Below are 235 nucleotides of genomic sequence, written 5' to 3'. Positions count from 1 at the left end.
CCCCTGGTAAAAACGTTCCAAGATCCTTCCCCGGAAAGCCACCGGAATGCCCTTGCCCCCCTCCTACACACTGAATGTAAGTGTGTCTGCCGTTTGTGTGATGGTTAGCTGCACCGCAGATCCTGCGGGTGAATAACGGATGGCTATGGTAAGCAGGTTCACCAGCACCCAGGCGGTTTTCTCCACACCGGCCTGTATGCTGGACAATTGTTACGGTATATGGGTTTGAATGTTA

Annotated in this window: 1 protein-coding gene; it reads right to left on the bottom strand. The window is 52.8% G+C overall.

Annotated features, from left to right (window positions below; all coding sequences use genetic code 11):
- Positions 1 to 63: 63 nt before the first annotated feature.
- Positions 64 to 207 carry an ATP-binding protein gene (locus KVT36_RS32235; RefSeq protein ID WP_217607515.1) on the bottom strand — a complete coding sequence of 48 codons (144 nt, stop codon included), beginning with the start codon at positions 205 to 207 and terminating at the stop codon, positions 64 to 66.
- Between the last annotated feature and the right edge of the window lie 28 nt (positions 208 to 235).

The sequence above is a fragment of the Chitinophaga sp. GbtcB8 genome (genome assembly GCF_019091455.1).
Classification (GTDB): Bacteria; Bacteroidota; Bacteroidia; order Chitinophagales; family Chitinophagaceae; genus Chitinophaga.
The sequence above is the reverse complement of the archived record's forward strand: the minus strand, read 5'-3'. Positions and strand labels throughout refer to the sequence as shown.